We start from the raw sequence: 21,357 nt of genomic DNA, 5'->3' as shown, positions 1-21,357 counted from the left end.
TCCGGTGGCCGCTAATCGTTATAAGTCGGGGCCTCCACCTGTAAGGTTTGCCGTACTTCATTCAGGATGCTGAACAGATAAAAATTAAGGTGTTCTGCATGATATTCCGCACGATAATCGTCCACTCTTTTCTGAGGGAAGAAACTGGTGTAATAAGATAGTATGTGACATCATTAAAATAAATAGTTAAAAGATGCACACTGCGTAACGGTTTTTATATAAAATAAGATTTTTAAGTACTATAACAGGCTGTAGCAGTTGAAAAAGGGAATGGTATGAAAAACAACATCAGATTTGATTTATCCGATTATTTGATTCATTTTTTTCGTGACGTTGATTTAGAAACGGGGAGCCATATTCATCTGCCTGAACACTGTGGTTTTAATAATCAGCACCATTCACATCTCATCGATGCTAAATATTTACTTAGATTATCTTTACGTAGTCATAAAATCTTCTCATCCTGGTCATACCGAAATGGTCACCGAACAATATATGGTAATTCCCCGGCAGTATGTTTTACAGATATGCCGATTGCAGCCTATTTAGAAACGGGATTGAGTCGCCTGGAAAGACATGAAAAAATCGGTTTATATGCAATCGTTTTGCCTAAAGAACAGATGTTTAATTATGGCGCAAGACCAGCAATATATGGATTGGATCAGGATAATGATGTGCGATACGCATCGGGCTGTCATGGAGAACGTCTCCTTGATGAAACGGTTCTTCCTTTCGTCGAGCAATATAGATATGTTACCTATGTTCCAGGTAAAATTGACTGGACACATGAACGCGAATGGCGATGGCCGTATCGTGGAGATATTAAAAGTTTCCTTGAGCATGTCAAAGAATATGGTCTCCCGGAAGATATTGAAAGTACACCAGGATTTGATTTTAAATCTAATGAAATAAAGGGTGCTGGAATCATAGTCCCCTTTGCAAAGGATATTGTTACCATCGCTCATGATGTTTTAACTTTAATTGATCGTGGTGTGATTGGGAGAAACACTTTTAAATTTATTATAGCGATTGAGAAGTTACAATCATGGACTCAGATCTCAGAACCGCAGGCACTGCTTTCTTGTATTAATGATAACACCTTCGAGTTTGATGCGTTTTTTAATTTATCTCGATGCTGTGTAGCATCCTATGCTGATTCTATTGTGAGTTATGTCAAGGAGTTATATTCTAAAGATGACTTTTTAAATGATTGTTATTCGAGGGAATTCGGCAATGCCTGGGTTTGGATTCATGATAACCAATGTCAGGTAGTACGGGCGTTGCTGCAGGCTGGAATGGTCAAGGTTAATAAAGAAGGAAGGTACTTACTAGATCTTAATTTAGCTTCTGTTGATTGGCCATTAAGAAAGAAAGAAGCTTTCGCGAGTCATGTGGCTGGATGGCTCAGGCATCGTTTTGGTATCGAAGCAGGAAGATATTCAGTTTTGGGAAAAAATGATTATGATGCTATCCCAAGTTATGAAACGCCTATAGAAAAAACGCATCCTTTTTATAATCGTACCATTAATGTCGACTGGTAACTAAGAAAATGCGCTGTCTTGTTAATATCATGCTGACATCAGACGATTAACTGCTCGTAAGATTATGGAGCAATGTCTAATTTGAGTAAACTGGACTCACCATGCGCGAAGATGGGACTTTGTTGTATCCACAGATATGCTCAATTCAGGCTGTGCGATTACCACATCCTCTGAGAACCGATAAAATAAAAAATCCACGCAATCGCGTGGATTTTTAGCATTTGCCACTCTTGCCAGGTATGAGGCTATGGATATTTAGACGTTGAACAGGAAGTTCATCACATCGCCATCTTTAACGATGTAATCTTTACCTTCTGCGCGCATCTTACCGGCTTCTTTCGCGCCTTGTTCACCTTTGTAAGTGATGAAGTCTTCAAAGGCGATAGTTTGAGCACGGATAAAGCCTTTTTCGAAGTCGGTATGAATTTTACCGGCCGCCTGAGGCGCAGTTGCGCCAACCGGAATAGTCCATGCGCGGACTTCTTTCACGCCGGCAGTAAAATAGGTCTGGAGGTTCAGCAGACGGTAACCTGCACGAATAACACGGTTTAGCCCCGGTTCTTCCAGGCCCAGTTCAGCCATAAACTCGTCACGCTCGTCATCATCCAGTTCAGCGATATCAGCTTCGACGGCGGCACAAACCGGAACGACGACCGATCCCTCTTTCGCAGCGATTTCGCGAACCTGGTCCAGGTACGGGTTGTTTTCGAAACCGTCTTCATTGACGTTGGCGATATACATGGTTGGTTTCAGGGTCAGGAAGCTCAAATAGCGGATAGCCGCTTTATCTTCATCTGTCAGATCCAGTGAGCGCAGCATTCCCGCTTCGGCCAGGTGCGGCAGACATTTTTCCAGCGCCGCCAGTTCCGCTTTTGCGTCTTTATCGCCGCCTTTTGCCTTCTTCTGCACGCGATGGATAGCACGTTCGCAGGTATCAAGGTCGGCCAGTGCCAGTTCGGTATTGATAACATCAATATCTTCTGCCGGGTTTACTTTACCCGCAACGTGAATAATATTGTCATTCTCAAAGCAGCGGACAACGTGCCCAATAGCTTCGGTTTCACGGATGTTGGTCAGAAACTGGTTACCCAGACCTTCGCCTTTGGATGCGCCTTTTACCAGCCCGGCGATATCCACGAACTCCATCGTGGTTGGCAGGATGCGCTGCGGTTTTACAATCTCAGCCAACTGTTCCAGACGCGGATCGGGCATCGGTACGACACCGGTATTCGGTTCAATGGTGCAGAACGGAAAGTTTGCCGCTTCAATACCGGCTTTTGTCAGCGCGTTGAACAGGGTGGATTTCCCGACGTTGGGCAAACCAACGATACCGCATTTGAATCCCATGATGTAACTCACCTTAATGTCTTGATAATCAACCTGTTATAGAAAACAGATTGTAGAAAAGTAAACAACTTCGCCTATTATACACGGCACGCGGCAAAAATGCCGCATATCACCACCTATTGTGCTTTAAAGGCGTGGAGTCGGCTGGTTGCCTTGGCCAGACCGTCTTTAAACCACATTTCTGTACAACGGGCCGCTTCGTCAACAGCATCGTCAATTAATTTCTGTTCAGCAACAGGCGGTTTACCCAGCACAAAACCTACAACTTTATTTTTATCCCCGGGATGACCAATTCCGATACGTAACCGATAAAAGTTGGGATTATTACCCAACTTACTGATGATATCTTTAAGGCCATTATGACCGCCGTGACCGCCACCGAGCTTAAATTTCGCGACGCCCGGCGGAAGATCCAGCTCATCGTGAGCGACCAGAATTTCATCCGGACTAAAACGGTAAAAACTCGCCATTGCGCCCACGGCTTTACCGCTGAGGTTCATGAACGTAGTGGGGACCAGCAAGCGAACATCTTCACCTTCCAGCGTAATCCGCGAGGTATAGCCGAAGAATTTGGGGTCTTCACGCAGTGGCGCACGTAGCCGCTGTGCCAGTAAATCGACGAACCATGCGCCTGCATTGTGCCGCGTAGCAGCGTATTCCGCGCCGGGGTTTGCCAGACCAACAATCAATTTAATCGCCACGTTTTTTATCCTGAGTAGATCCATATCTGGGGCGTAGTTTACTGTCTGTCAGCGTGCTTGACAAAATGCAGCGACATTCTGCAGTAAAGAAAATAATTTCCAGCATGGATTATTAAAAAAGCAAATTGTTCAGGGCGTTATTTGTAAAGTTTTGTTAAATGAAACTTTACATTTGTGATCGCACCCGCACTTACAAACGAAAGTGTTGTCTATACTTTACACATAAAGTTTAGGGGGATTTCCTTAGAGCAACCCAAAAGTTCCGGAGGTGACATATGAAACGCAAAAACGCTTCGTTATTCGGTAACGTATTGATGGGGTTGGGGCTGGTCGTGATGGTCGTCGGTGTTGGCTACTCTATTTTAAACCAGTTACCGCAATTTAATTTACCGCAATTTTTTGCACATGGCGCGGTACTCAGCATCTTTGTAGGCGCTATTCTCTGGCTGGCAGGCGCTCGCGTCGGAGGGCATGAGCAGGTGAGTGACAGATACTGGTGGGTACGCCACTATGATAAGCGTTGTCGCCGTAGCGACAATCGTCGCCACAGCTAACAGATTCAGGCCCGGTAAGCGCTATCGTTACCGGGCATTGCTCGCTCATTTACTTTAAATCTGCCAGTGCCGCCGCCCTGTTCGGGAAGAAAGTCAGACGGCCCGGAATAGGCTTAATACCTGCGCGCGCCATTGTGCGCAACGGTTGAAACTCCACATTACTGACGCGCAGCTCGCAACCCTCCGGCAGACGCTTCACAAAACGTTGGAAGGCATCCAGTCCACCGGCATCCAGTACTGGCACCGCATCCCATTTCAGAACCACGATACGTTTGCCATTGAGTCGTGACTCCAGTTCAGTAAACAGTCCTTCTGCCGCCGCGAAAAAGAGCGGGCCAATAACGCGCAGTACCAGCACATCATCCGGAACGTCGACATTGACCGGTGCAAGGCGAGTCATACGCGCAATACGGCGCATAAACAGCAGGGAAGCAAGGACAATCCCCACGCTGATGGCGATGACCATATCAAACAGTACTGTTAATGACATGCACAGCAGCATTACAATAATGTCGTCTTTCGGTGCATGACGTAGTAGATCCACAACTTTGTGGGCTTCGCTCATATTCCAGGCCACCATCAGCAGCAATGCCGCCATCGCCGAAAGCGGCAGCCAGGAGAGCAGTGGCGCTAATACCAGCAGCGCCAGAATAACCAGAATAGCGTGAATGACCGCCGAGACAGGAGAGGTCGCGCCTGCGCGGACGTTGGCGGCAGAGCGGGCAATCGCGGCGGTGGCGGTGATGCCGCCAAAGAACGGTGCGACCATATTCCCCAGCCCCTGGCCGATAAGTTCGCTATTGGCTTTATGTTTGGTGCCGGTCATGCCGTCCAGCACGACGGCGCAGAGCAATGATTCAATTGCGCCGAGCATCGCCATTGAAAACGCCGCTGGCAGGAGCGCGCGTAGCGAATCCCAGCTTAGTGTAAAATCAGATCCCGGAAGATTCCACGGCAACATCAGTTGTGGCAAGAGTTGCGGGATGCCGTTGCCCTGAGTACCGTCCGCCAGAATGTAGTGGAACTGTGAGCCGATAGTTGCGACGTTGCCGCCCAGCAGATTAACGATTCCCATCACGGCGCAACCCGCCAGCAGTGCAGGAAGGTGTCCCGGCAGACGAATCCCGAGGCGCGGCCAGAAAATCAATGTTCCCAGTGTCACCACGCCAATGGCGGCATCGCCAATATTGATGGTAGGCAGCGCCATAAACAGCGCGCCGACTTTCTGCAAATAGTGCTCCGGTACATGAGCCATCTGCAACCCCAGAAAATCTTTAATCTGCATGGTGCCGATGGTGATACCAATCCCTGAGGTAAACCCCAACGTGACCGATACCGGGATATATTCAATCAACCGGCCTAAGCGTGCCATGCCGAAAAGAATCAGGAAGAATCCCGACATCAACGTAGCGACCAGTAGACCCGCCAGACCAAATTGTTGCGATACCGGATAGAGAATGACGACAAACGCGGCAGTCGGGCCGGAGACGCTAAAGCGCGAACCGCCGGTTAAAGCGATAACAATTCCCGCGACCGCCGAGGTGTAGAGGCCATACTGCGGCGCAACGCCACTGCCAATTGCCAGCGCCATTGCCAGCGGAATAGCAATAATCCCGACGGTGATCCCGGCTATCACATCGCGGGTGAAGCGAGAGGCGGTATATTTTTCTTTCCAGCAAGCGTCGATGAGGGCGCGGAAAGGCATCACATGTGAGGAAAATAATTTGTTCACAACAATGTTTCATCCGTGAGCGCATCATCTGTCAACTAAATGGCAGGTGAAGGAGGCATTAATAATACAAATGAGAATTACAGACAAAAAAACCCGCCGCAGCGGGTTTCAGATCCGGGTTCGATCAATGCTCGAACATGGCAGAGATGGATTCTTCGTTGCTGATACGACGAATCGCCTCGGCCAGCATCCCTGACAGAGTCAGAGTGCGCACGTTCGGCAGCGCTTTGATTTCGTCGGTCAGCGGAATGGTGTCGCAGACAACGACTTCATCAATAACGGAGTTGCGCAGGTTGTTTGCCGCATTGCCTGAGAAAATCGGGTGTGTCGCGTAAGCAAACACGCGTTTAGCGCCACGTTCTTTCAATGCTTCGGCTGCTTTGCACAGCGTACCGCCGGTATCGATCATATCGTCAACCAGGACGCAGTCACGGCCTGCGACGTCGCCGATGATGTGCATCACCTGAGAAACATTCGCACGCGGGCGACGTTTATCGATAATAGCCATATCGGTATCGTTGAGCAGTTTCGCGATAGCGCGTGCGCGAACCACGCCGCCGATATCCGGGGAAACCACGATCGGGTTGTCCAGATTCAGTTGCAGCATATCTTCGAGCAGGATTGGGCTACCGAACACATTGTCAACCGGAACGTCAAAGAAGCCCTGGATCTGTTCAGCATGCAGGTCTACGGTCAGAACGCGGTCAACGCCGACGCTGGACAGAAAGTCAGCGACAACTTTTGCGGTAATCGGCACACGGGCGGAACGTACGCGACGATCCTGGCGTGCATAGCCAAAGTAGGGGATAACGGCGGTGATACGACCTGCGGAAGCACGACGCAGGGCATCAACCATAACGACCAATTCCATCAGGTTGTCGTTGGTTGGGGCACAAGTGGACTGGATGATGAAAATATCACCACCGCGTACATTTTCGTTGATTTGTACGCTGACTTCGCCGTCGCTAAAGCGACCTACGGCGGCGTCGCCGAGAGAAGTGTACAGGCGGTTGGCAATACGTTGTGCTAGTTCCGGGGTGGCGTTACCAGCAAAAAGCTTCATATCAGGCACGAGAAGAACCTCAGGCATGCGTCCATTGGTGGAGAAGATCTGCCGAAAACTGTGCGGGCCAGGCAAAATCCTCTCCAGGCGGTGTATTAAAGAGCGCGATGCAACGTCTGGAACAAGGTGACGTTGTCACCGAAGCTCAGCTTGCCCGGCTTACTCGTCCTCATTCACGTTTCATGTGCGCTGGCCTCGATTACGTTCACCCAGTAACATACGTTGGTATGCTCCTGGCGATTCGTCATTTCGCCATCTCTCTGAAACCCGAATGAGTTAGAGTAACTCTTTGTACAAGGGGGAAAGGTTGACGCCTTTCGCCACAAAGCCATTGAGCCATTCCGGGGCTTGCTCAAGCACCTGGCGAGCATGAGACTCTGTATCAAATTCAGCAAAGACACAGGCCCCTGTCCCAGTCAGGCGCGACGGCGCGTATTCTAACAGCCAGGAAAGCGCCGCATCAACCTCGCGAAAACGTTTTCTTGCGATAACCTCGCAATCATTGCTGAATTCACATTTTAGTAACGTGTCTATTGACCTTTTTGGCGTATTGCGCGGCAATTGAGGATCTTTAAAGATAACCGGCGTCGGAATACTGACGCCTGGATGTGCCACCAGATACCATTTTTCCGGCGGGCTCACGGGCGTTAATATTTCGCCCACGCCTTCAGCAAAAGCGGCGTGACCACGAATAAAGACCGGGACATCTGCGCCGAGCGTCAGACCAAGTGTTGCCAGTTCATCAATGGAAAGCCCGCATTGCCAAAGGTGATTGAGCGCCACCAGAACGGTCGCGGCGTTAGACGAACCGCCGCCCAGACCGCCGCCCATCGGCAAACGCTTCTCAATGCTGATATCCGCGCCGCTTCCGGCGGAAAGACGTCCACTTTCCGAGGCGGTTTTCACCAATAGCCGCGCGGCGCGGATGATCAGGTTGTCTTCATTTTCAACACCATTTACCGGGGTTAATAAATGGATTTCCCCGTCGCGACGCGGTTCGATATGGAGAGTGTCGCCGTAATCAAGGAACTGAAACAACGTTTGCAGCGTGTGGTAGCCGTCCGCACGCTGCCCGGTGATATATAAAAACAGATTGAGTTTTGCCGGGGAGGGCCAGTGGGTCTTCATTTCACAATCCAGTTATCCATTTTCAGCTTAATGCGCTGACTGCCGTCTGAAAGCTCCATATTGGCTGGCATGGCAGGCTGCGTTTTGCTGTCATAGCCACCGTAAACCACTTTCCAGTTTTTACCATCCTGGCGGTAGTTCACTTCGCTCAGGCGGTACTGGTCGTCCAGTTTGTAGTCAGTGGCATCGCCTGGCAGGCCGAGGATCCACTGGCGCAGGCTGTTTAACGGAATCGGCATCCCGGTGAGCTTGCCGATCATCTCTTCGGCGTCATCGGCGGTATAACGCTGACCCTTGTTATCCACCAACTGGACGTTACCCGGCTGGGCGTTAAGCTCCAGTTCGGTGCTGCCCAGTGGGTTGGTGAGCAGCAGACGATAGCGATCCTGTCCGGTCTGTTGCCAGAAGAAGCGCGCATAGACTTTCTGATCATCAGAGAGGTAAGCAAAGGCGCCGCGCGTCTGGTATTGATTCAGATGACGCACCTCTTGCTGATGCTGACGCCACTGAGGCGAATCCGGGCTTTTACCTGGGCCTTTATGCACAGGGAGCGTACAGGCAGTGAGAACCAGGCTTGCCAGCGGCAGCAGGCGAATCAGGCGAAAATCGGGCAGGGTCATAATAATGACGAATCCTTGTGATACGGTGCAATAATTGCCTGATGGCGTTACGCTTATCAGACCTGAAAACTGAACCTCCAGTCCGCAAAAACGCTTGCGCCGCAATGCGGCAAAATTTTGCTATCGGTTGCAGTTATAACCCTTAATGCTAGCGCCGCCTGGTAACATCGTCTACTTTCAAGTTGTCTTAAATCATCAAATTAGCGAGCGCCGCCAATTACTCCAAAAGGGGGCCCTCTCTTTTATTGACCACGCGCATCCTGTATGATGCAAGCAGACTAACCATATCAACGCTGGTACTACTCCCGCAGACATGACCCTTTTAGCGCTCGGTATTAACCATAAAACGGCACCTGTATCGCTGCGAGAACGCGTAACGTTTTCGCCGGATACCCTCGATCAGGCGCTGGACAGCCTGCTCGCGCAGCCAATGGTGCAGGGTGGGGTAGTGCTGTCAACCTGTAATCGTACAGAGCTGTATCTCAGCGTGGAAGAGCAGGATAATCTGCAAGAAGCTCTGATCCGCTGGTTGTGCGATTACCATAATCTGAACGAAGACGATCTGCGTAACAGCCTGTACTGGCATCAGGATAACGACGCCGTCAGCCACCTGATGCGCGTCGCCAGCGGTCTGGATTCGCTGGTGCTGGGCGAACCGCAAATCCTCGGGCAAGTGAAAAAAGCGTTTGCGGATTCGCAAAAGGGCCACCTTAATGCCAGCGCGCTGGAACGCATGTTTCAGAAGTCTTTTTCCGTCGCCAAACGCGTACGAACTGAAACCGATATCGGCGCCAGCGCCGTTTCTGTCGCATTTGCCGCCTGTACGCTCGCCCGCCAGATCTTTGAATCGCTCTCGACGGTCACTGTACTGTTAGTTGGCGCGGGCGAAACGATTGAACTGGTGGCGCGTCACCTGCGCGAGCATAAAGTACAAAAGATGATTATCGCCAACCGAACCCGCGAGCGCGCGCAGGTACTGGCAGATGAAGTGGGCGCTGAGGTTATCTCGTTAAGCGATATCGACGCACGTTTGCAGGATGCGGATATTATTATCAGTTCGACCGCCAGCCCGCTGCCGATTATCGGTAAAGGCATGGTAGAGCGCGCATTAAAAAGCCGTCGTAACCAGCCCATGTTGCTGGTGGATATCGCCGTACCGCGCGATGTTGAGCCGGAAGTCGGCAAACTGGCGAACGCTTATCTTTATAGTGTCGACGATTTACAGAGCATCATTTCGCATAACCTGGCGCAGCGCCAGGCTGCGGCGGTAGAAGCGGAAACCATTGTTGAGCAGGAAGCCAGCGAATTTATGGCCTGGCTGCGTGCCCAGGGGGCCAGCGAAACCATTCGGGAATACCGTAGTCATTCGGAGCAGATTCGCGACGAACTGACTGCCAAAGCGCTGTCGGCCCTTCAACAGGGCGGCGATGCGCAAGCCATCTTGCAGGATCTGGCATGGAAACTGACCAATCGCCTGATTCATGCGCCAACGAAATCACTTCAACAGGCTGCCCGTGACGGGGATGACGAACGCCTGAATATTCTGCGCGACAGCCTCGGGCTGGAGTAGCAGCACACACTACCACTTTTTTACAGGGTGAATTTACGCCTATGAAGCCTTCTATCGTTGCCAAACTGGAAGCCCTGCACGAACGCCATGAGGAAGTACAGGCATTGCTGGGCGATGCGGGAATTATCGCCGATCAGGACCGCTTTCGTGCATTGTCGCGCGAATATGCACAATTAAGCGATGTTTCTCGCTGTTTTACGGACTGGCAACAGGTTCAGGATGATATCGAGACGGCACAGCAAATGCTCGACGATCCTGAAATGCGAGAAATGGCGCAGGAAGAACTGCGCGAAGCGAAAGAGAAAAGCGAACAACTGGAGCAACAGTTGCAGGTACTGTTACTGCCGAAAGATCCGGACGATGAGCGAAACGCGTTCCTTGAAGTTCGCGCCGGTACCGGCGGCGACGAAGCCGCACTGTTTGCCGGCGATCTGTTCCGCATGTACAGCCGCTATGCCGAAGCGCGTCGCTGGCGGGTGGAGATCATGAGCATGAGCGAAGGCGAGCATGGCGGTTATAAAGAAATTATCGCCAAAATCAGTGGCGACGGCGTGTATGGCCGACTGAAATTCGAGTCCGGCGGACACCGCGTACAGCGTGTACCGGCGACCGAGTCGCAGGGGCGTATCCATACCTCCGCCTGTACCGTCGCTGTGATGCCGGAGCTACCGGAAGCCGAGCTGCCGGATATTAACCCGGCGGATCTGCGCATTGATACGTTTCGTTCTTCCGGCGCGGGCGGTCAGCACGTTAACACCACCGACTCCGCTATCCGTATTACCCACTTGCCGACCGGGATTGTCGTGGAATGCCAGGATGAGCGTTCGCAGCATAAAAACAAAGCGAAAGCGCTCTCGGTGCTTGGGGCGCGCATTCACGCCGCTGAAACGGCAAAACGCCAGCAGGCCGAAGCGTCAACGCGCCGCAATCTGCTGGGTAGCGGCGATCGCAGCGATCGTAACCGCACCTACAACTTCCCGCAGGGACGCGTGACCGATCATCGCATTAACCTGACGTTATATCGCCTTGATGAAACGATGGAAGGTAAGCTGGATATGCTCATCGAACCGATTGTGCAGGAACACCAGGCAGACCTGTTAGCCGCGTTGTCTGAGCAGGAATGATGGATTTTCAGCACTGGCTGCGTGAGGCGGTAAACCAACTCAGAGATAGCGACAGTCCCCGGCGCGACGCGGAGATCCTGCTTGAGTACGTTACGGGCAAGGGACGGACGTATATTATGGCCTTTGGTGAAACGCCGCTTACCGACGCCCAGCAACAACAGCTGGAGGCGCTGTTACAGCGGCGTAAACAGGGAGAGCCGGTTGCGCATCTGACGGGGGTTCGTGAATTCTGGTCGTTGCCGCTGTTTGTTTCTCCCGCTACGCTTATCCCTCGCCCGGATACCGAATGTCTGGTTGAACAGGCGCTGGCGCGGTTGCCTGCGAAAAAATGCCATATTCTGGATTTAGGCACCGGAACTGGCGCGATTGCGCTGGCGCTGGCCAGCGAGCGACCGGATTGCGATGTGACTGCGGTCGATCGTATGCCTGATGCGGTCGCGCTGGCGAGACGCAATGCTGAACATCTGGCTATCCGGAATGTGCGTATACTGCAAAGTTATTGGTTTAGCGCGTTACCGGGACAGCGATTTGACATGATTGTCAGTAATCCGCCCTATATTGACGCGCAGGACCCGCATCTTGCCGAGGGCGACGTACGCTTTGAACCACTCTCTGCACTGGTGGCGGACGCAAACGGCATGGCGGATATTATCCATATTATTGACCATGCCCGTCAGGTATTAACACCGGGTGGCTACCTGCTGTTAGAGCATGGTTGGCAACAGGGCGACGCGGTAAGAGCGGCGTTCCAACAGGCCGGATACTCAGACGTAGAAACGTGTCGTGATTATGGTGGTAATGAACGCGTCACCTGCGGACGTTCTACGCCATGACGACTGCGATGCTGCTCACGTTACACCTTGTTTGCATTGTCCTTTCCGTCGGCTTGTTTGTTGCCCGTTACTGGTGGCGCTATTGCGGCCATGCGTTGGCCGCTGCGCGCTGGACGCGAATCGCGCCTCCTGTTATCGATACCCTGTTACTGCTTAGTGGCATAGGGTTAATCGTTAAAACGCACATCCTGCCATTCACAGAGTCGGGGTCGTGGCTGACTGAAAAACTGTTTGGCGTTATCATCTACATCGTTTTGGGTTTTATTGCGCTTGATTACCGTCAGGCGCGTAGTCAGCAGGCGCGTTTCATCGCTTTCCCGCTGGCGTTGGTGGTGCTGTACATCATCATTAAACTCGCCACCACAAAAATACCGTTACTGGGGTAAGTCATGAGGTCGTTAGCTGATTTCGAATTTAATAATGCGCCGCTGTGTGAAGGTATGATCCTGGCATCTGAGATGATTCGCCCGGATTTTCCCACGCAGTTTGTCTACGACGAACTGGAACGTCTGGTCAGTCTGGCGCACGAAGAAATTAGCCAGCTCCTGTCTCAGGATGAGCAACTGGAAAAATTGCTGGCGCTTTTTTACGGCGAGTGGGGGTTTACGGACTCCCGCGGCGTCTACCGTCTTTCTGATGCCTTATGGCTCGATAAAGTTCTGCAGAACCGCCAGGGGAGTGCGGTATCGCTGGGCGCTATCTTATTATGGATAGCAAACCGTCTCGATCTGCCGCTGGTGCCTGTTATCTTCCCGACACAGCTGATTTTGCGCATTGAATCGCTGGAAGGAGAAATGTGGCTGATTAACCCGTTTAACGGTGAGACACTGGATGAACATACGCTGGAAGTCTGGTTAAAAGGCAATATTAGTCCGGTCGCCGAACTGTTTAACGAAGATTTGGACGAGGCCGATAATGCTGAAGTGATCCGTAAGCTACTGGACACGCTGAAATCTTCCTTGATGGAGGAGAGGCAAATGGAGCTGGCGCTACGCGTTAGCGAAGCATTGTTGCAATTTAATCCAGAAGATCCTTACGAGATCCGTGACCGCGGATTGATCTACGCGCAACTTGAGTGTGAGCACGTTGCGCTGACCGATTTAAGCTATTTCGTTGAGCAATGCCCGGAAGATCCGATCAGCGAAATGATTCGTGCGCAGATCAATACCATTGCGCACAAGCAAATTGTTCTGCATTAATTAACCGACATTTTACCTATAAGTGTAAGGCGATCCTATGAAACAAAAAGTGGTTAACATTGGCGACATTAAGGTGGCAAATGACCTGCCGTTTGTGCTGTTTGGCGGTATGAACGTACTGGAGTCACGCGATCTGGCAATGCGCATTTGTGAGCACTATGTGACCGTTACCCAGAAGCTGGGTATTCCCTACGTGTTCAAAGCCTCTTTTGATAAAGCTAACCGTTCCTCTATTCACTCTTACCGTGGACCGGGCCTGGAAGAGGGGATGAAGATTTTCCAGGAGCTTAAACAGACATTTGGCGTAAAAGTGATCACCGACGTTCACGAAGCCAGCCAGGCGCAGCCTGTTGCTGATGTGGTAGACGTGATTCAGCTCCCGGCATTTCTGGCGCGCCAGACCGATCTGGTAGAAGCGATGGCGAAAACTGGCGCGGTGATTAACGTGAAAAAACCGCAATTCGTTAGCCCGGGTCAGATGGGTAATATCGTGGATAAATTCCATGAAGGCGGCAACGATAAGGTAATTCTGTGCGATCGCGGCGCGAACTTTGGCTATGACAATCTGGTTGTGGATATGCTGGGCTTTGGCGTGATGAAGAAAGTGTCCGGTAACTGTCCGGTAATTTTCGACGTTACTCACGCGCTGCAATGTCGCGACCCGTTTGGCGCCGCCTCTGGCGGACGCCGCGGTCAGGTGACCGAGCTGGCGCGTGCTGGTATGGCCGTCGGTCTGGCGGGACTATTCCTGGAATCACATCCGGATCCGGCTAATGCGAAGTGTGACGGTCCCTCTGCGCTGCCGCTGGCTAAGCTGGAACAGTTCCTGACGCAGATGAAAGCGATTGATGATTTGGTGAAAAGCTTCGACGAGCTGGATACCGAGAACTAATTGCTGTTTTTTGCTGGTATAGGCCGGATAAGCGCTATCCGGCTTTTTTTCAGGCAAATATGGTCATCAGATAGGCGGCAAACAGCGCCAGATGCGCCGCGCCGTTCAGCACATTCGTGCGTCCGGTAGAGAACGAAATATGGCACAGTACTAATGAGGCCACCATCACCACCATTTCCGGCGCGCCTAAGGCAAATATCAGATCATTGCCGGTCGCCCATGCAATAAGCGTGACTACCGGCACGGTTAATGAAATCGTCGCCAGCACCGAGCCGAAGAAGAGATTCATTGCCCGTTGGACCTGATTATTTAACACAGCCTTCAGCGCCCCCAGCCCTTCCGGCGAGAGGATTAACAGCGCCACCAGGAAACCGGTAAAAGCGACCGGGGCGTTCATGCTGGTCAGCAGCGCTTCCAGCGGGCTGGCGTTCATTTTTGTCACGGCGATGACAGCAACTAAATGAATGAGCAGCCAGACAGCATGCCAGATGCTGCTGTGCGCTGAGGGTTTTCCGTGGTGCGGATTGCCATCATCGCCTTCATCTTCATGCTCATAAATAAATAAGCTCTGGTGGGTTTTAGTTTGAATCAACAAAAAAACGCCGTACATCGCGGCGGATATTAACGCCACCAATAACGCCTGTCCGGTAGAGAAATTTGCCTGCGGTAATGCGACAGGAAAAACCAGTACAATAATCGCCAGCGGAAACAGCGCAATAAGGTACTGCTTAATCCCAAATAAATTCATATATTGGGTCGCGAATTTACGTCCGCCCAACAACAACGAGAAACCGACCAGTCCCCCGGTAACAATCATAATGATGGAATAGAGCGTATCACGCATAAGTGTCGGAGCGGCATCACCGGTCGCCATCAGCGCGGAAATTAAACTTACCTCAAGAATAACGACGGATAAGCTTAAAATGAGCGAGCCGTAGGGTTCGCCGAGTCGGTGAGCTAATACATCCGCATGGCGGACAACGCTAAATGCGCTGCTTAAAATACCAATAAGTGCAAGGATATTGGTGCCAATAACCACTGGTAGTGACTGGCTGCTTCCCCAAAGGAACAGCACCACCAGCGCCAGAACCGGGAAAATAAGCGTGGTCTCCTTATGGCGGGTTTTCACCGCCTCACAGGCATGTGTCATTAAGGTCTCCCTTGTACAGGTGATAATATTTTGGAAAGAGTAAAGAAGGTAAAAATAGCAGAAATTTGTATTTTTTTAGTGGTTTTTTACGTAGTTTTACGGCGTAGTCGATTTTTTTCTTTCAAGGTCAGTAAAACAAGCATCTTGTTTTAACAGTATTTAAATAACAAAAAGTTAATTTCCATAAAAAGCAAAAATCCTCCTCGACTGGCGTGATAACGCATTGTTTACCACACTTAATGTTTTCCATGAAAAAGGAGGCTGCGATGCCGTATAAAGCCAAAAGTGATTTACCTGATAATGTGCAAAACGTATTGCCCGCCCATGCCCAGGAAATTTATAAAGAGGCGTTTAATAGCGCCTGGGAGCAGTATAAAGATAAAGCCGATCGCCGCGATGAGGCCAGCCGCGAAGAAACGGCACATAAAGTCGCCTGGGCGGCGGTCAAAAACGATTATGAAAAAGGCGAGGATGATAAATGGCATAAGAAAAAATAACTGCTGTATTGATAACGCGTTAGTCTGATTTTTATGCCGGAATATCGCCAGCGGTACGCCGTTTAACACCCAATGGCTTGCAACCTGACGATGAATTGCCTATTGTCCAGCAGGTGGTTTCCAAATAAGCAGCAAAAATGACCCGGAAAGCGTCAGAAAAAGCCGCGCAAGAAAACGGGCAGTGGTGGAGGTATAGGGTGTTAACGCGTGATTTTTTATTGAATGCCGATTGTAAAACGGCATTCGGCGCGATTGAAGAATCGTTGTTCTGGTCGGTGGAGCAACGAGCGGTTTCACTGGCGGCAACGCTGGCATGTCGGCCAAACGACAGCGCCGTCTGGATTTTCGGTTACGGTTCTCTGATGTGGAATCCAGCCTTAACGTTTGAAGAGTCCTGTACCGGCACGTTAGAGGGCTGGCATAGGGCCTTTTGTTTGCGGCTTACGGCCGGACGTGGTACAGCATGTCAGCCGGGACGAATGCTGGCGCTCAAAGAGGGCGGTCGCACTACGGGCGTGGCGTACCGTTTGCCAGACAGTACGCTTGAAGAAGAATTAACGCTGTTATGGAAACGGGAGATGATCACCGGCTGTTATTTACCCACATGGTGTTCGTTAACCCTTGATGACGGACGTACGGTGAATGCTCTGGTGTTTATTATGGACCCGCGACATCCGCTGTATGAGTCGGATACGCGCACCCGGACTATCGCTCCGCTCATTGCTGCCGCCAGCGGGCCTCTTGGTACCAATGCACAGTATCTTTTTTCACTGGATCAGGAACTACGTAAGCTGGGAATGCGCGACGCCTGCCTGGATGAATTGGTCGCGAAGGTGAAAGCGTTGCTTGGTGCGCAGGAAGAGCAGGGGATAGTGAATGTGTTCTGACGCGGGAGGTTTCCCGCGCGCAGATTCAAAACGTCAGCACTTTGTCTGCTGACAGTGTCCATTGCGCCAGCTCGACCAGCGTTCCGACTTCCACGCCGTCAATGAGCGGCAGAGTGGTAATACCACGTCCGTCCGTACAGGTTTTGCATAATTTTACTGGCACGTTTTGCGCGGTCAGAATCTCCAGCATTTGCTGAATATTGTAGCCCTCAGCTGGTTTTTGGCCGCGTAATCCCGCCGTTACGGCATCTGACATCAAAAACAGGCGCAAATCGAGAGAGCTTTCCTGTTCACGCAGCGCAATGGCCAGACGCAGACTATTAAATAACGATTCGCTGCCGTAGGCGGCACCGTTAGCGATAATCACGATATTTTGCATAGGTCACACTCCTCCTGGAGATATGTTGTCGACAATAAGACTATGTTACCTCGGGAACCGAATGCCGCCAAATAAGCGGGGGAAATGGCGGGACGGCGCGTTATATTCCCGGGGAAAAATAAGGATATTCCTGGAAGCGAGAGAAAATGCTGCAAAACTTGTCTGGACACGTTATGGTTTACCTTCATGCCATTCTTTTAATCTTTTGCTGTAAGAAGTTGCCGACACGTTGAGCCGTACTGTTTTTCGTTTATTTTCACTCTCTCTTCTTCTGCTGATTGCCAGTGGTGCGACCCGCGCCCAGACCGTGCCCGCACCACAGGCAAAAGACCCCTTCGATCAAAACCGTCTGCCGGATTTAGGGGTGACGCCGGAATCCCACGAAGAGGAGAAACAGTTTGCCGAGATGGTCAAAGCATTTGGCGAAGCCAGCATGAAGAATAACGCCCTGGATACAGGTGAACAGGCCCGGCAATTTGCTTTCGGACAAATGCGCGATGTGGTTAGCGGGCAGGTGAATCAGCAACTTGAAAGCTGGTTGTCGGCCTGGGGGAGCGCCAGCGTTGATGTGAAAATCGATAACGAAGGTCATTTTAACGGTAGCCGCGGAAGTTGGTTTATTCCTTTACAGGATAAACAACGCTATCTGACCTGGAGTCAGCTGGGACTGACGCAACAGGCAGAAGGCCTGGTAAGTAACATTGGTGTGGGCCAGCGTTGGGCGCAAGATGGCTGGCTTCTGGGTTATAACACTTTTTATGATAATCTGTTGGACGAAAACGTGCAGCGCGCCGGGGTTGGCGCAGAGGCATGGGGAGAATATTTGCGTTTATCTGCCAACTATTATCAGCCTCTTGCAGACTGGCAGACGCATACGGCGACCCTGGAACAGCGAATGGCACGCGGGTATGATATCAATGCACAAATGCGGTTGCCGTTTTACCAGTATATCAATACCAGCGTTAGCCTGGAGCAGTATTTTGGCGACAGCGTGGATCTGTTTGACTCCGGGACAGGATATCATAATCCCGTTGCGCTAAAACTGGGTCTCAACTATACGCCTGTGCCGCTGCTGACTGTGACCGCCCAACACAAACAGGGGGAGAGTGGCGTCAGTCAGAATAACCTTGGCCTTAAACTTAACTACCGTTTCGGCGTGCCGCTAAAAAAACAGCTTGCCGCCAGCGAAGTAGCGCAAAGCCAGTCATTACGCGGTAGTCGCTATGATATGCCACAGCGTAACGCTCTGCCAACAATGGAGTACCGGCAGCGTAAAACATTAACGGTTTTTCTGGCGACGCCGCCATGGGATCTTACGCCTGGCGAGACGGTGGCATTAAAACTGCAGGTGCGCAGCGTACACAGTATTCGTCATCTGAGCTGGCAGGGCGATACGCAGGCATTAAGCCTGACGGCAGGAACGAATACCAGCAGTACCGAGGGTTGGACAATCATTATGCCGGCCTGGGATAACCGCGAAGGCGCGACAAATCGCTGGCGTTTATCGGTGGTTGTCGAAGACGAAAAAGGTCAGCGTGTCTCTTCCAATGAGATCACGCTCGCGCTGACTGAACCATTTGTCACGATACCGGACGATAATCCACAGTGGCAACAGTTTCAGGAACAATAATTAAAAGATACGTTCCTGATGAACCCAGACAGCGGCTTCCACGCGCGACTTCAGCTTCATTTTCTTGAGCATATGTTTCACATGCACTTTGACTGTACTTTCGGTAATGTCCAGACGGCGGGCAATCATCTTGTTTGGCAAGCCCTGCGCGATAAGCTTCAGAATATCGCGTTCGCGCGGGGTTAGTTGGGTCACATCGCGATCGGAGGTAGCACGGTTCGCCCGCAGACTTGCCGCCAGTACTGGGGTTAACGCTTCGCTTAATACCATTTCCCCGGCGGCGGCCTGTTGTAATGCTTTGAGTAAGTCTTCCGGTTCCATGTCTTTCAACAGATAGCCATCTGCGCCGCGTTTTAGCGCCGTAACGACATCTTCTTCATGATTGGACACGCTGAACACTACAATACGCCCTGATAGTGCTTTTTCGCGTAATTTATCCAACGTTTCGAGGCCGTTCATTCCAGGCATATTCAGATCAAGCAGGATGAGATCGGGATCGAGCGACTCTGCCAGTTCAATACCCTGTTCACCGTTGCTGGCTTCTCCGATTACGCTGATATCGGGGGCCATACTCACAAGCTGCTTTACACCGGTCCGTAGCATCGGATGGTCGTCGATTAACAGGATAGTTGCCGGTTCCTGATTATTCATGGGGATCTCCCTGGGTTTCTGTGAAGTTTGTTTCTGGAATAAAAGTAACAGTGACCTCTGTTCCGCCAGTCTCACGTCGGCGTACCTGGCAATCGCCGCGCAAACTTTGCGCCCGATCACGCATGATGATCATGCCGTAATGATTATTGCGTTCGGCGTTTTCCGGAACACCGCAGCCGTTATCCTGTACTTTCAGTTTGACCTGTTTGCCATTCTGCGTTACTGACACCACCACGTCGTCGGCGCGGGAGTGTTTAAGGGCGTTACTAAGCGCTTCCCTGGCAATTTGCAGCAGATGTATCGCCTGGTGTGAAGGCACCAGACGGGGGGGAAGCTGATAATCCAGTTTTACCGTAAAACCGAACCGGGCGCTGAACTCCTGGCAGCTTGCTTCCAGCGCCGGACGCAGGCCGGGTTCCGTCAGTTGTAACCGGAAAGTGGTTAACAGTTCGCGCAGTTGCGCCCAGGAGCTGTTGAGCTCATGGCGAATTTGGCTGAGTAACTCACGGCTATTTTGCGGTAACGCGTCGCCCTGCATTTGCAGGCAGCTCACCTGCATTTTCATACAAGAGAGCGACTGAGCAATAGAATCATGCAATTCGCGGGCAATGGTGGCACGCTCTTCCATGACAATCAACTGTTGCTGGCGTTCCTGGTGCCTGTCGAGCGCCAGAGTGGCGGTAAGTTGTTCCACCAGAGTGTCCACCAGTTGTTGCTGATCGTGGCTAAGATGGCGGCCATAGGGCAGTGTCGCCAGCAAAATACCGTATTGTGTGTGAGCATCGGTGAGCCGCCATTTTAGGGTTGTACCGCCATTAATCATCGGCAGGGCATTACGCGGGCAAAGATGGCAGCCTTTATCATCGCAACTGATGTCTGACTGGCAGGTAAATTCCTGATGATTATCTTCATCTTCCAGGTCATAGACCCGCAGTTCAATATCATGTAATTGCGTTAAATTTTGCAGGCCGTTCAGTACCGGAGAGAGACGCTCACAGAGCGGAGCCTGCGAATGCAGACGGCGGTTGGCTTGCCACAAAAATGAGAGGATCTGGTTTTTATGCTCCAGCCCGGCCGTTTTTTCCTGCACCCGCTGTTCCAGCACCGCATAACTTTCGGCCAATTCTTCAGACATATTATTAAGCGCCGACCCCAACGCGGCCATTTCATTACGTCCACTGATACTGGCCCGTTGGGTAAAATCGCGCTGGCTGACGGCGCGCGCCATCAATAACAGTTGTTTCCATGGCTGCAAAAGGCGAACGCGTAGCCAGATAATGGTAAAGATGAGCAATAGCGCCATAAAAATCGCCATAACCCGGTGAACTAATACCACGCGTTCGATGCGTAATTCAGTGGTATGATCAAAGGAGGTAACCAGCCGATCCAGACCTGCCACAAAGCGAGTGACATCTTCCGCGACGGCATGTGCGTTTTGCGCGTGCTGCAGTCCTGGTGAGAGTTCGTTATGCCAGTAATCCTGCAAGGCTTTTAACTGCTTTTGCTGTCCATCCCGCTCGGCGGCACGGGCCAGCTCCGGGCTAAATGCCGTCTGTTCCATTTCATCCAACAGTTTTTGATCGCTGGCATCCAGTGGGACAGCGGCCAGCAGCCGATAACTTTGCATGCGTAAGGAGCCTGCTTTGTTAATGGCATGAGCGCTACCCTGCACGCCCTGAACCAGCCAGCCGGAAATGGCCATACCTGCCACGCCGATAGCGGTAGAAAGCATAACAATAAGCGCCAGTTGGTTAACCAGCGTAAGAGGAGAGAAACAACGTTTAAACATGTTACCTTCTTTCTTCGGGGTATTGGCGCCGAGAAACCGTAGCAAACAAGGGGGATGTTAGTCGGCGGTG

Annotated in this window: 21 protein-coding genes; 11 read left to right on the top strand and 10 right to left on the bottom strand. The window is 51.3% G+C overall.

Translation table 11 applies throughout. The features are described from left to right. Positions 1-275: 275 nt before the first annotated feature. Entirely contained in the window at positions 276-1,541 is a 1,266-nt protein-coding gene (locus tag SBG_RS08440) for a DUF4427 domain-containing protein (protein ID WP_000794371.1), read from the top strand. A 255-nt stretch (positions 1,542-1,796) separates the two neighbouring features. On the opposite strand, the gene ychF is transcribed toward SBG_RS08440, so the two are convergent. Both ychF and pth read right to left on the bottom strand, forming a co-directional pair. After that, positions 1,797-2,888 (bottom strand): redox-regulated ATPase YchF, encoded by a 1,092-nt coding sequence (ychF, locus tag SBG_RS08435; RefSeq protein WP_000505878.1) that lies wholly within the window; start codon positions 2,886-2,888, stop codon positions 1,797-1,799. Positions 2,889-3,004: 116 nt separating this feature from the next. After that, entirely contained in the window at positions 3,005-3,589 is a 585-nt protein-coding gene (pth, locus tag SBG_RS08430) for an aminoacyl-tRNA hydrolase (protein WP_024135028.1), read from the bottom strand. A 275-nt stretch (positions 3,590-3,864) separates the two neighbouring features. Between pth and ychH the strand changes: the two genes are divergently transcribed. After that, positions 3,865-4,143 carry a stress-induced protein YchH gene (ychH, locus tag SBG_RS08425; RefSeq protein WP_000823880.1) on the top strand — a complete coding sequence of 93 codons (279 nt, stop codon included), beginning with the start codon at positions 3,865-3,867 and terminating at the stop codon, positions 4,141-4,143. A 49-nt stretch (positions 4,144-4,192) separates the two neighbouring features. Here ychH and dauA read toward each other — a convergent pair whose 3' ends face one another. The 4 genes from dauA to lolB all read right to left on the bottom strand — a co-directional run bounded on the left by dauA (position 4,193) and on the right by lolB (position 8,686). Next, positions 4,193-5,875, bottom strand: coding sequence for a C4-dicarboxylic acid transporter DauA (gene dauA / locus SBG_RS08420; protein ID WP_001037197.1), 1,683 nt, complete (start codon positions 5,873-5,875; stop codon positions 4,193-4,195). Positions 5,876-5,999: 124 nt separating this feature from the next. Next, a complete protein-coding gene (gene prs / locus SBG_RS08415; RefSeq protein WP_001518537.1) occupies positions 6,000-6,947 on the bottom strand; it encodes a ribose-phosphate diphosphokinase in 948 nt (315 codons plus the stop codon). A 267-nt stretch (positions 6,948-7,214) separates the two neighbouring features. Continuing rightward, complete coding sequence (gene ispE, locus SBG_RS08410; RefSeq protein WP_000848152.1) at positions 7,215-8,066, bottom strand: 4-(cytidine 5'-diphospho)-2-C-methyl-D-erythritol kinase; 852 nt, start codon at positions 8,064-8,066, stop codon at positions 7,215-7,217. Further along, positions 8,063-8,686: a lipoprotein insertase outer membrane protein LolB gene (gene lolB, locus SBG_RS08405; RefSeq protein WP_000174490.1), complete on the bottom strand. Its 624-nt coding sequence runs from the start codon at positions 8,684-8,686 to the stop codon at positions 8,063-8,065. Before lolB ends, ispE begins: the two co-directional genes overlap by 4 nt. A 313-nt stretch (positions 8,687-8,999) precedes the next feature. On the opposite strand from lolB, the gene hemA reads away from it, so the two are divergent. Genes hemA through kdsA form a run of 6 tightly spaced genes read left to right on the top strand, consistent with a single transcriptional unit; the run spans position 9,000 to position 14,304 of the window. Beyond that, on the top strand, positions 9,000-10,256 hold the full coding sequence (hemA, locus tag SBG_RS08400; protein ID WP_000173211.1) for a glutamyl-tRNA reductase: 1,257 nt from the start codon (positions 9,000-9,002) through the stop codon (positions 10,254-10,256). A gap of 41 nt (positions 10,257-10,297) precedes the next feature. Continuing rightward, the gene (gene prfA / locus SBG_RS08395; RefSeq protein WP_000804710.1) at positions 10,298-11,380 is read left to right on the top strand and encodes a peptide chain release factor 1; all 1,083 of its coding nucleotides are present in this window, start codon (positions 10,298-10,300) and stop codon (positions 11,378-11,380) included. Then, the gene (gene prmC, locus SBG_RS08390; RefSeq protein WP_000347323.1) at positions 11,380-12,213 is read left to right on the top strand and encodes a peptide chain release factor N(5)-glutamine methyltransferase; all 834 of its coding nucleotides are present in this window, start codon (positions 11,380-11,382) and stop codon (positions 12,211-12,213) included. Before prfA ends, prmC begins: the two co-directional genes overlap by 1 nt. Further along, entirely contained in the window at positions 12,210-12,599 is a 390-nt protein-coding gene (gene sirB2 / locus SBG_RS08385; RefSeq protein ID WP_000205403.1) for an invasion regulator SirB2, read from the top strand. Before prmC ends, sirB2 begins: the two co-directional genes overlap by 4 nt. A 3-nt stretch (positions 12,600-12,602) precedes the next feature. Continuing rightward, a complete protein-coding gene (gene sirB1 / locus SBG_RS08380) occupies positions 12,603-13,412 on the top strand; it encodes an invasion regulator SirB1 (RefSeq protein WP_001257071.1) in 810 nt (269 codons plus the stop codon). 37 nt (positions 13,413-13,449) lie between these two features. Beyond that, complete coding sequence (gene kdsA / locus SBG_RS08375) at positions 13,450-14,304, top strand: 3-deoxy-8-phosphooctulonate synthase (RefSeq protein ID WP_000811043.1); 855 nt, start codon at positions 13,450-13,452, stop codon at positions 14,302-14,304. A 49-nt stretch (positions 14,305-14,353) separates the two neighbouring features. On the opposite strand, the gene chaA is transcribed toward kdsA, so the two are convergent. Next, positions 14,354-15,454 carry a sodium-potassium/proton antiporter ChaA gene (chaA, locus tag SBG_RS08370; RefSeq protein ID WP_000148427.1) on the bottom strand — a complete coding sequence of 367 codons (1,101 nt, stop codon included), beginning with the start codon at positions 15,452-15,454 and terminating at the stop codon, positions 14,354-14,356. A 266-nt stretch (positions 15,455-15,720) separates the two neighbouring features. Between chaA and chaB the strand changes: the two genes are divergently transcribed. After that, positions 15,721-15,951 carry a putative cation transport regulator ChaB gene (chaB, locus tag SBG_RS08365; RefSeq protein WP_001146391.1) on the top strand — a complete coding sequence of 77 codons (231 nt, stop codon included), beginning with the start codon at positions 15,721-15,723 and terminating at the stop codon, positions 15,949-15,951. A 197-nt stretch (positions 15,952-16,148) separates the two neighbouring features. Further along, on the top strand, positions 16,149-16,838 hold the full coding sequence (locus SBG_RS08360) for a gamma-glutamylcyclotransferase (protein WP_020844437.1): 690 nt from the start codon (positions 16,149-16,151) through the stop codon (positions 16,836-16,838). 25 nt (positions 16,839-16,863) lie between these two features. Here SBG_RS08360 and ychN read toward each other — a convergent pair whose 3' ends face one another. After that, positions 16,864-17,217, bottom strand: coding sequence for a DsrE/F sulfur relay family protein YchN (ychN, locus tag SBG_RS08355; RefSeq protein ID WP_001179796.1), 354 nt, complete (start codon positions 17,215-17,217; stop codon positions 16,864-16,866). Positions 17,218-17,446: 229 nt separating this feature from the next. Between ychN and SBG_RS08350 the strand changes: the two genes are divergently transcribed. Then, positions 17,447-18,847 (top strand): YchO/YchP family invasin, encoded by a 1,401-nt coding sequence (locus SBG_RS08350; RefSeq protein ID WP_000091866.1) that lies wholly within the window; start codon positions 17,447-17,449, stop codon positions 18,845-18,847. On the opposite strand, the gene narL is transcribed toward SBG_RS08350, so the two are convergent. Beyond that, positions 18,848-19,498, bottom strand: a complete 651-nt coding sequence (gene narL / locus SBG_RS08345) for a two-component system response regulator NarL (protein ID WP_001064593.1) — start codon at positions 19,496-19,498, stop codon at positions 18,848-18,850. Further along, positions 19,491-21,287 (bottom strand): nitrate/nitrite two-component system sensor histidine kinase NarX, encoded by a 1,797-nt coding sequence (gene narX, locus SBG_RS08340; RefSeq protein WP_000476235.1) that lies wholly within the window; start codon positions 21,285-21,287, stop codon positions 19,491-19,493. The genes narL and narX overlap by 8 nt, the downstream gene beginning before the upstream one ends. Positions 21,288-21,357: the final 70 nt, after the last annotated feature.

Source organism: Salmonella bongori NCTC 12419 (assembly GCF_000252995.1).
Lineage (GTDB): Bacteria > Pseudomonadota > Gammaproteobacteria > Enterobacterales > Enterobacteriaceae > Salmonella > Salmonella bongori.
This window is presented reverse-complemented; position numbering and strand designations above follow the sequence as displayed.